Source organism: Agrobacterium sp. BT-220-3 (assembly GCF_025910175.1).
GTDB classification, from domain to species: Bacteria; Pseudomonadota; Alphaproteobacteria; order Rhizobiales; family Rhizobiaceae; genus Agrobacterium; species Agrobacterium oryzihabitans.
Window position 1 is genome coordinate 21,856 of sequence record NZ_JAPAIX010000020.1, and the last position, 9,618, is coordinate 31,473.

Below are 9,618 nucleotides of genomic sequence, written 5' to 3' on the forward strand. Positions count from 1 at the left end.
GCCAACTCTATCGTTTGAGGAGCCGGGTTTCCCACCGGCCAACGTGGTTTTGGCCTAGACTGGTTCATCCTTGCACGGGATCGGAGCCAATCTGCGAACCGCGCGCCATGTCAATCATCGCTCTGGTGAGGCGGAAGAGTTCCGCCTGATATTGGGCATCTTCCAGAGCATCATGCGTTCCAGTTGCTTTTGGTTGGAGACGATCTGCGATTTTGCTGGAGCGTGTTTCTCGCCATGTACAGCCTGTTGCCCCCATGTAGAGCGCCTTGATGTCGAGCGCGGTGAAACCGAATGGATTTTCCCCGAGGAAACGGTGGAAATAGTAGTTGACGAAGGACCAATCGAATGGAGCGTTGAGACCGACAAAGACGGGAACACCCTCCGTTCCAACGACGCTGTTCAACCACTCGACGAAACGCTGCATTGCCTCAGGCGGATCAAGCCCGTCTTTTGCAAGCTCGGTCAGAGATAGGCCGGTCACCTCGAGCGCCTTAGGGTCGAAGGCTTGCGTGATCGGCTTCAGTTTGCAGGAGAACGCCAGATCTGGCTGATCGACCGAACAGGCGCCGATCGTCAGCATGCTGAATTCGCCAGGGATTGGGCCGGATGTCTCAACATCAACGGAGATAAAGACTTCGTGGTCATCTCTCATGATATCAACGGCTCCGCGGGAACAAGAGGAGGACGATTGCGAATAGCATTCCAATGTTCCCGGAACACCCGCCGGCGCTCGTCAGCCGTGCCGGATGTCATCCAGTGCAGGCCGGAGAACGTGGTGATATCGAACGGCAGACTTGCGCCTTTCCGGACAGTCACCATGGTCGGTAGTCCGCGACCCAACGCATAGCCCAGTTCCAGGAAGCAATTGGGGCGGGCACCGGTGATGTCGGCGATAACGACACTGCTGCGGTGGAGTTTTGCAAAAATCTCCTGATCGATCCGCGCGTAGTCATAAGCCTGCTGACCGTCGATGACCGTCAGGCGATAGCCAAATTCGTCTTCCACAACCGGCTTGACGACGACGTCGAAGAAATTCTGGACGTCTGCATAATCGTCGAGTTCCGGGTTGAGCAGCCGAACGGCAAACGCGCGTGGCCGCTCCAAGGCTTCGAGCAGTTCGACCAGCACTGCGATACGGTCGGCTGCGCTCTGACGCTTCGGGAAACCGATCCGGTTGAGCCAGCTGTGGGCATCGCCACCGTCAGCAACCTGGAACAGCCTTTGTGTCTGGCTGCTCACAAGCCCGAAGTTATACAGCCGGCGGGACCCGGTGTTTTCAGGGCAGATGGGCAGGTTTAGCGGAACGATCGGCTTACCGGCATCGTGATACAGGTTGGCAAGATAAAGAACGCCTTCGGTTCCGCCGGCAGCAACGAGAATATCACCAAACCGTGCTTACGCCTCCATCCGCTTGCTGTTCATGTTCCATTGAGCTGCACTCTCTATCTTGACGAGATCCGTCGCGCGCATCTGATCCCAGAGATCGACATAGGCGTCGGGGATCTGTTCTTCGGTCTTGTGGTGCTGCACGGCGACCACGAACGGACCAGGGACATTCGGAGGACGGGAGGGAAGATTGTCCCTGACCGTTTTCCAGACCAGCCAATCGAAACAAATGGGCAGTCCATCCACTTTGCGGAGAGGTTCGGCATCAACGGGAATGACGAAGTTGGCGCCTCGTCTAACCAGTTCCTTGACGAACCCTGCGATCAGTTCGCGCGCCGCCTCGACGTCGCTTGCAGACGCCACGGCGATATCATCGACGATGCTGCCAGAAATGTGTATCCGCCGGCCGAAGAGGGGAGATCGCACCATCACTTGTCCTCCATCACCGGCGAGGCGCGCAGGCTCGAGGCCACGGCTTTCAGGTCGTCAAACTTCAAAGCGCGGTCAGGATAGGCGCGGGGGAGAGCTGCCGGATAAAGCCGCGTGCGAATATCGGAATAGGTGCATCGTGGAAAATCGCCCTGGCTGCCGGTCAGGCGCACCAGTTCGGCAAGCTCCGGCCCAGACAATCCAAGCCCGGCTAGGTCCATCTGGAAAAGCTGCTGGCGTTCGAGTTCAGAGGGGCGATTGAAAGCCTCAACGATGGCAGCCCGACGGCGAAGTGCCGGATCGAGCGCCGACAAGCGATTGGTGCACAGGATGACCACGATCCGGCCCCCGTATTGTCGAAGGTCATCGATCCCCTGGATCAGCGTGTTGACAGCAACCTTGTCTTCGTGGTGGCTGTGATCCTGCGTTCGCGACGCCGCGAGACTGTCGCCCTCGTCGATGATGAGGATCGCGCGACGTGATTTCCCGGCGGCTACGGTGACTTTGCGGAAAGCATCGGTGATCAAGGTTCCCATCTCGCCGACCATGCCACTGCCACGGACGCGGTTGGAAAGTTTGAATAGCATGGAATCGGAACTTCTCGCCTCGGCAACCAGGCAGTTGGCGATACATTCAGCCGTAGCGGTCTTTCCCGTCCCAACATCACCATGGAAAATGACGAGGGGGTATTGCTCGGCCACAAGGTCGCAGATCCCGAGTTTGCTGCCGTGATATTTGCGGTTCCAGTCGCTGAGTGCGCCGACATTCAAAAGCAGTCGGAGCTGGTCGTGGACACGCGCGTAACGGTCGGTAAAGCCAAGCAAGGTCTTCTCTCGCCGGATCAAACCCTCGTCAGGCAGCGGTACCTCGCTGTCGAAGATTGTCGGTTGGCTCATGCTGCCCAGTCCTTTCGCTGCATTCCATAGGTACTGCTGACATAGTTGCGGCCGCCGGCCGACGAGAGGCCACCGTGACCGATGTCCTCGTGGTTCGTCGTCCAGTTGATGGTGAGCTTGCTCTTCATGCGTTCGCGTGCGGTGCTGTTGTAATCATCGGTGTAGCCCACGACGATGCGTAGGCGCGGAGAGGACACCTTTGGCCAGAGAACGCCGCCGGGCCGGCTGGTCGTCAGCGTGCCGGCATCCGTGTCAACATTGAAGCGAACGGCTTTCACCTCAGCGCCGTTGCTGAGCAACGTGATATCGACCCATGCAAGAAAGCCATCGCGATCCCGATGTCTGGGACAGAACCAAGGCAGGCGCTTTGCAAGCTGGTGGCTTCACGGTCGAGCTTTTGAAAGACCTTGCCCAAAGGCTTCATCAAGAAGCAGATCGAGGACCGGACCGGGATTTCGCTATAGCCGATCATACTGAAATACAGCGATAGCGATGTAGCCGAGCCTCGGCGCAAAGAAGCCGATACAGGTTCTGTCTACATGTCGTTGGACGGTTACCAGCTAGGGCGAAAGGGAGAGAATTCCCTGAAACTTGAAATCATAATTTAACTACGATAGCCAATTTCGCGTTAAAAGGGACGATTTTCCAATCGGAATTCACTTCGTGTAACAACCTCTTAAATGAATGGTGTGCGTATATGAACTAGAATTGCTTTATCTTTAAAAATGGGCTGCGAATGTACCAAGTATTAAATTGCATTGCGTTTGAGCACGATCCTCGCCTGGTGATTTTAGCAGCAGCGCTTTGCTCTCTCTCATCGTACGTCGCTTTGAGCATGTTGCACCGATCCCGCATAGTAACCGGATCCGCAAAAGTCATATGGCTCGTCACCGGAGGAGCTGCGGGTGGTTTCGGCATTTGGGCAACTCATTTTGTTGCAATGTTAGCTTATGATCCCGGTGTAGTTGTTGGTTATCAAACTGGCTTGACCCTGGCATCGCTTCTCGTCGCTATCGTTTCCACCAGTTCAGCATGCGCTATCGCCAGTTACCGAAGCGACAAATCCGGGGTGGCTATAGCCGGAATACTTTTCGGTCTCGGTGTTTCCTCGATGCATTTCATGGGCATGAACGCGATTGAGTTTCCAGGCGAGATAGTTTGGGATCAGTTGTTGGTCGGGCTGGCAGTTATCTTTGCTGTGCTTCTCGGAATTCCTGCATTTCATCTGGTTCTGTCGGGTGAGAGCCGGAGCAAGGCAACCCTTCTTGCGAGCGTTGTAATGACGCTGGCTATTGTTCTGATGCACTTCACCGCGATGGGTGCAATAACAGTCGTACCTGATCCCTCTGCCGCCGACATGGAGCATACGATTTCCCCTGTCGTCATGATCGTTACCATCGCCACGGTCGCATTTTCGATGTTGTTTGCGGGCTTGACGGCTGCGATCTTCGCAGTCCGCGCAGAGGCGGCCGCCGCTGCAGGCGAGGAGAAGTTCCGTATCCTAGTACAGGGCGTGTCAGATTACGCGCTCTACATGCTCGATCCGGATGGTCGCGTGAGCAACTGGAACACGGGCGCGGAACGAGCGAAGGGATACAAGGAGCATGAAATCGTCGGACAGCATTATTCCTGCTTCTACACTCAAGAAGAGAAGGAGGCAGGTCTGCCGGATATCAACCTGCGCACTGCTGCCCAGACTGGAAAATTCGAAGGAGAGGGGTGGCGCGTCCGCAAGGACGGAACACATTTGTGGGCCCACGTTGTCATCGATGCTATCCGCTCGGACGATGGTCGCCTGATCGGCTATGCCAAGATTACCCGTGATCGCACAGAGCAGAGAGAGTCCGACGCGAAACTGCGCAAGGCGACGAACGACCTTCAGCTGGCACTGACGCATATGGCCAACGCCATTTGCCTCTTTGATGAAAACGGTCGATTGGCAATGTACAATCGCCGCCTCGGGGACCTTATCGGCGTTGCTGCGTCGATTGATCTGACCGGCATGACGCTCGAGGAGCTTTGTCTGATCAATCCAGAAGGATCAGAGCAGCGCTTTAAATCCTACCAATCTCTGCTCAACAAAGACGGCGGCGAGACTATTACCGAGTTGCCGAACGGAAAGATTATACGTGCGACCTACATGCCGACCGACACGAAGGCTTGGGTATTCACGGTTGAGGACATCACTGCCCGGGTAAAATCGGAGGAGCGGATCGCCCATCTGGCACGGCATGACGTCCTGACAGGCCTACCGAACCGCCGGCAGTTCATCGAGGCGCTAGATAAAGCGATTCGGGAAGCCGAGACGCTTACGACGAGCGTGGCAGTGATCAATATCGACCTGGATCGCTTCAAGGACATCAATGACACTTACGGCCATGCCACCGGTGACGAAGTACTGTGCATTCTTTCGAACAGAATGCGGCATATTCAGCAGGCCGGTGAACTTATTGGACGGTTTGGAGGTGACGAGTTTGTTGCGCTCAAATCGTTTCGGGATACCAGCGAGGTCCATGACTTCATCAGCCGTTTAAATAGCGCGCTCTCGGAAACCATCAGCCTCGAAATGACCGATGTTACGCCTGGCGCGAGCCTGGGTGTGGCCATCTATCCCCTCGATGCCCCGGACCGCGAAAAACTTCTCGGCAATGCCGACATGGCGATGTATCGCGCCAAGGAAAACTTCGATGAGACAGTTTGCTTCTACGAAGCCGCGATGGACGAAGCGGAAAGAGCTCGACGGCTCCTAGCGATGGACATCTGGAGTGGGATGAAAGAAGGGCAATTCTTCCTGAACTATCAGGTTCAGCGCGCAGCGGGCGCAAACCATATAACCGGCTACGAGGTCCTTCTTCGCTGGAATCATCCTACACGTGGCCTAGTTCCTCCAAGCGAATTCATTCCGATCGCGGAAGAATGCGGCGCTATCTCAGCCCTTGGTGAATGGGTCCTTGAACAAGCGTGCGAGGACGCCGCAAAGTGGCCGATTAAAGAGAAAATTGCAGTCAATCTCTCGCCACTACAACTCACCAACATTCAGCTGGTAGATAAGGTCCGGGATGTTCTGTTCTCCACAGGACTCTCGCCGGACCTTTTGGAGCTGGAGGTTACGGAGTCCGCGATCATCGGGGACAAACAACGTGCACTGCATATTTTGCGCCAGATCCGCTCAATGGGCGTCACGATTGCGATCGACGACTTTGGCACCGGTTATTCGTCGCTGGAAACGCTGCGATCGTTCCCCTTCGACAAGATCAAGCTCGACCGGAGCTTCGTGATGGATCTTGAAACGAATAAGCAATCGAAAGCGTTCATCCGGGCAATTCTGGCTCTCGGCAAGAGCCTCGAAATACCGGTCCTTGCCGAAGGTGTTGAAACCGAGATCCAAATGGCGACCTTGACGGAAGAGGGATGCGACCAATTCCAAGGATATTTCTTTGGACGGCCTGCCACGTTGCACGATGCTATGGCGAAAGAACGCGAAGAGGCCCGCATCAACCGGTCATCGGCAGCATGAGCATGCCGTACCAGCATGCGGCACGAGGAGGATCGTGGTCACCCGGAGCGTCTCGAAAACGCCACGGTAGGGCGTAGGTTTTCGCCCAGTTTGCATCAAACATTGAGAAGGCACGACCGAGTGGCTGGCTATCTCCATTTCGGGATATGGTGATAAATTATTTATTTAATTTTTTTCAATAAAAACAAGCATGCGCATCATTATAGCGGCGACTTCTTTGCGTCGGCAATGTGAAGAAAGGCGCTGCGCAATCATTGTGGAGACTGGACAAATGCCGTTTAAATCATTCATCGGTGGAGAATCTGCTGCTATTTTGCAGGCATTTAACCGTTCTCAAGCTATCATCTCTTTCAAACCGGATGGCACTATTCTTGACGCCAACGAAAACTTCTGTGGTGCCGTCGGGTACAAAGCCAACGAGATTATTGGCAAGCATCACCGTGTATTCGTCGATGCTAAGGAGGCAGCCTCTGCTCATTATAAAGCGTTTTGGCAGCGTCTCGGCTCCGGCGAATTCAACCAAGGTCAATACAAACGTATCAGTAAATCTGGTGACGAGATCTGGATTGAGGCCTCTTACAATCCAATCATTCGCGGTGGAAAAGTTGTAAAAATCGTCAAGATCGCGACCGACATCACTGCGACCAAACGCGACAGCATTGAAAGCCACGGTAAACTGACCGCCCTATCCAGGGCACAGGCGGTGATTGAATTTACTCCGGAAGGAGAAATTCTCTCTGCCAATGAAAACTTCCTCGACAGCTTGGGTTATGTTCGAGATGAAATCATCGGAAAGCACCACAGAATGTTCTGTGAGCCGGCTTATGTTGCTTCGCCCGACTATGCTGAATTTTGGCCACGCCTGGCAAAAGGCGAATTCTTCAGTGATGAATTCAAGCGCTTGGCTAAAGATGGTAGCTCGGTTTTTATCCAGGCAACCTACAATCCCATTATCGATGACGATGGGAAAGTTATCAAGGTCGTGAAGTTCGCGACCGATGTGACTGGACGTGTTCGTGCATTGCAAGAAGTGGGGGCAGGTCTAGAACGGCTGGCAGAATGCAATATCCGCATTACGATCGATGAGCCTTTCGTCCCGGAGTTTGACCATCTTAGGCACGATTTCAACCAATCTCTCGCCAAGTTTCAGGAAACGCTGGAAGAAGTTCTTGCAAAAACGACAATGCTGTCTGCCAAGAGCGGCGAGATGAGCGAGAGCGCCGGTGGCATTGCCCATCGCTCAGAACAGCAGGCAGCGGCGCTTGAGCAGACATCTGCGGCACTGGAACAGATCACCGTGACCGTTCGGGAATCGACAAGTCGCACCACGGATGCCCGTAACCTCGTTCGCGAGGCGCGTGCTGCTGCCGCCAAATCCGTTGATGTGGTCAATTCCACGGTCAATGCTATGGGCCGCATCAGCGCGGCCTCTCAGGAAATATCCAAAATCATTGGTGTAATCGACGAGATCGCATTTCAAACCAACCTTTTGGCGTTGAATGCCGGTGTGGAGGCTGCCCGAGCAGGCGAGGCAGGCAAAGGTTTTGCGGTCGTCGCACAGGAAGTCCGTGAACTCGCCCAGCGCTCAGCCAGAGCCGCAAAGGAGATTTCCAGCTTGATCGCGAATTCCACAAGTGAGGTTAAAGATGGTGTCCGTCTGGTTGGCGAAACAGGAGCGTCCTTGAAGAGCATCGAAGGGTTCGTCTTAAAGATCGACACGAATGTCGAAGCAATTGCGACTGCGGCGACAGAACAATCCGTCAGTCTCGCCGAAATCAATTCGGCAGTCAGCGCTCTTGACCAGATGACGCAGCAAAATGCCGGAATGGTCAGCGGTATGAGCGCTGTTGCCGAGGCTTTATCAAATGGCGCAGGTGAACTTGAGCAACTGGTCAAGCGTTTCAAACTCAATCGACGTAAATGGACCAGAGAGCCAGGTTCGGAAGCGGAGAATCGTGGTCCAGAACATCGCGGCTATGGCAAGAACAGTATCTACCTCCCAATCGTTGGCGGTAGCACTTCACATGTAACCGCAGGCTTAAGCGCGGCGGCCTGATTGCGCTTACATCAGCGCGCACCCCTGAACCTGCAGCGGTTCAGGGCCTAATATTTGAATTCGTTCGACTTCATCGAAGCTTACGACGTCGCTGCGGCGATCGTAAAGCTGGGTCGTTCTGGTCGAGGAATGATTTGCCATATATGCCGCTTTCTCAAGCGTACCACCGTTTTTCAAATACGCCGTAATGCCGGTAGCACGGAACGTGTGGCAACACCCCGCCGTGTCAATCCCGGCCGCCTCGTCGTGATGGATCATGGCATCAGCATTGGACTGGGGCGGGGAACTAGCGGTGAGCACACCCGTTCCTCGGTCGATCGTCCAGAACAACGCACTACGTGAATGATCCCGTATCCCTAACCAATGCCTCAGTATCCCGTAGTCCGAGTGATTGAGCCGTCAGCCCCTATCGACGATGGACAGGCGGAACTTGGCTATCGCGCTACGTACGGGATAGCGCCTAGGTGTGAATTCGACCTTTAGCAACACCTGCAACACTCTCACATCCGTCGTCGTCTGGACCCAACCCAGCACTGAAAAGCTTGTGGATGTCGCGGCGGTCGTCACCCCAGGCAACCAATACACTTTCATCAGAAGCAGTTTTTCGCTGTTTCATCACGACCTCGACCGCGGCACCTGCGAAACGAGCTGCATTGCAAAGCTGCTTGCTCGGATGCTCCCAAGCGTGGGGAGGATCCGCGGCGGCCACAAAAGTCTCGGCATCGGAAACCAGTTGGCCCGGGTCACTGTTTTCGATGGAGCCGTGATGGGGGAACATAAAGGTCGTGACCTGTCTAATTTCGCTTGAGTAGAAGCTTTCGAAATCGGAGATATCGCCGGGATCCTTTAGTGGAGTATCGCCCGTACCTATCCAACCGATCTTCGTTTCCGGATGCGGCTGCAGGGCTGGCGTTATCGTCCATCCGTCTGTCTCTGTAGGATTTGCAGGACCGGAATATAGCGACATCGAGGTGAGATTCTTATTGGCTTTCCCAAAGATGGCCCCATAGGCGCGAGCCAGTTTCATCCTATGCTTGGTGACTACCTCAACGCGAACCGACGCTATAGCTATCTTCGATCTAAACGAACCCGTTGCCCACTTGAGTTCGATCTCGGCGGCTCGTTCGAACGCTGTTATCGCGGCTTTCGGAGCTGAGCGGACGTATGGCATCAACCGCCAGCCAAGCACTCCTCCCCAATCATGTACATTGAAAGTGAACCGCACCGGGTTTGCCGGAGGCCATTTCGTTTAAGTTATGCGGCCACGGCCGGTGCGTCCAGCATGGCGTAATATCGTTCTTCGGCTTCGGCTGGCGGTATGTTGCCGATGGGCT

General features: G+C 54.8%; 7 protein-coding genes and 1 pseudogene. 2 read left to right on the forward strand and 6 right to left on the reverse strand.

Annotation, left to right across the window (positions count from 1 at the left end):
* Positions 1 to 64: 64 nt before the first annotated feature.
* From OK142_RS24260 to OK142_RS24275, 4 genes and pseudogenes are all read right to left on the reverse strand, one after another.
* Entirely contained in the window at positions 65 to 652 is a 588-nt protein-coding gene (locus OK142_RS24260) for a 3'-5' exonuclease (protein WP_498685666.1), read from the reverse strand.
* A pseudogene (locus OK142_RS24265) lies at positions 649 to 1,815 on the reverse strand (hypothetical protein). The gene OK142_RS24260 and the pseudogene OK142_RS24265 overlap by 4 nt, the downstream one beginning before the upstream one ends.
* Positions 1,815 to 2,711: an AAA family ATPase gene (locus OK142_RS24270; protein ID WP_498685667.1), complete on the reverse strand. Its 897-nt coding sequence runs from the start codon at positions 2,709 to 2,711 to the stop codon at positions 1,815 to 1,817. Before OK142_RS24270 ends, OK142_RS24265 begins: the two are co-directional and overlap by 1 nt.
* Complete coding sequence (locus OK142_RS24275) at positions 2,708 to 3,073, reverse strand: HORMA-1 domain-containing protein (RefSeq protein WP_164056970.1); 366 nt, start codon at positions 3,071 to 3,073, stop codon at positions 2,708 to 2,710. Before OK142_RS24275 ends, OK142_RS24270 begins: the two co-directional genes overlap by 4 nt.
* A gap of 374 nt (positions 3,074 to 3,447) precedes the next feature.
* Here OK142_RS24275 and OK142_RS24280 point away from each other — a divergent pair, with 374 nt between their 5' ends.
* Together OK142_RS24280 and OK142_RS24285 are read left to right on the forward strand one after the other, a co-directional pair.
* On the forward strand, positions 3,448 to 6,228 hold the full coding sequence (locus OK142_RS24280) for a bifunctional diguanylate cyclase/phosphodiesterase (protein WP_082186254.1): 2,781 nt from the start codon (positions 3,448 to 3,450) through the stop codon (positions 6,226 to 6,228).
* A 271-nt stretch (positions 6,229 to 6,499) separates the two neighbouring features.
* On the forward strand, positions 6,500 to 8,284 hold the full coding sequence (locus OK142_RS24285) for a methyl-accepting chemotaxis protein (protein WP_082186255.1): 1,785 nt from the start codon (positions 6,500 to 6,502) through the stop codon (positions 8,282 to 8,284).
* Positions 8,285 to 8,290: 6 nt separating this feature from the next.
* Here OK142_RS24285 and OK142_RS24290 read toward each other — a convergent pair whose 3' ends face one another.
* The gene (locus tag OK142_RS24290) at positions 8,291 to 8,542 is read right to left on the reverse strand and encodes a site-specific integrase (protein ID WP_136883758.1); all 252 of its coding nucleotides are present in this window, start codon (positions 8,540 to 8,542) and stop codon (positions 8,291 to 8,293) included.
* Between the two features lie 202 nt (positions 8,543 to 8,744).
* Positions 8,745 to 9,311, reverse strand: a complete 567-nt coding sequence (locus OK142_RS24295) for a hypothetical protein (protein WP_498685668.1) — start codon at positions 9,309 to 9,311, stop codon at positions 8,745 to 8,747.
* Between the last annotated feature and the right edge of the window lie 307 nt (positions 9,312 to 9,618).

Excerpts from the sequence above, each read along its gene's own strand:
- OK142_RS24260 (WP_498685666.1), bottom strand. The coding sequence starts at position 652 with ATGAGAGATGACCACGAAGTCTTTATCTCCGTTGATGTTGAGACATCC.
- OK142_RS24270 (WP_498685667.1), bottom strand. The coding sequence starts at position 2,711 with ATGAGCCAACCGACAATCTTCGACAGCGAGGTACCGCTGCCTGACGAG.
- OK142_RS24280 (WP_082186254.1), top strand. The coding sequence starts at position 3,448 with ATGTACCAAGTATTAAATTGCATTGCGTTTGAGCACGATCCTCGCCTG.
- OK142_RS24285 (WP_082186255.1), top strand. The coding sequence starts at position 6,500 with ATGCCGTTTAAATCATTCATCGGTGGAGAATCTGCTGCTATTTTGCAG.
- OK142_RS24290 (WP_136883758.1), bottom strand. The coding sequence starts at position 8,542 with ATGATCCATCACGACGAGGCGGCCGGGATTGACACGGCGGGGTGTTGC.
- OK142_RS24295 (WP_498685668.1), bottom strand. The coding sequence starts at position 9,311 with ATGAAACTGGCTCGCGCCTATGGGGCCATCTTTGGGAAAGCCAATAAG.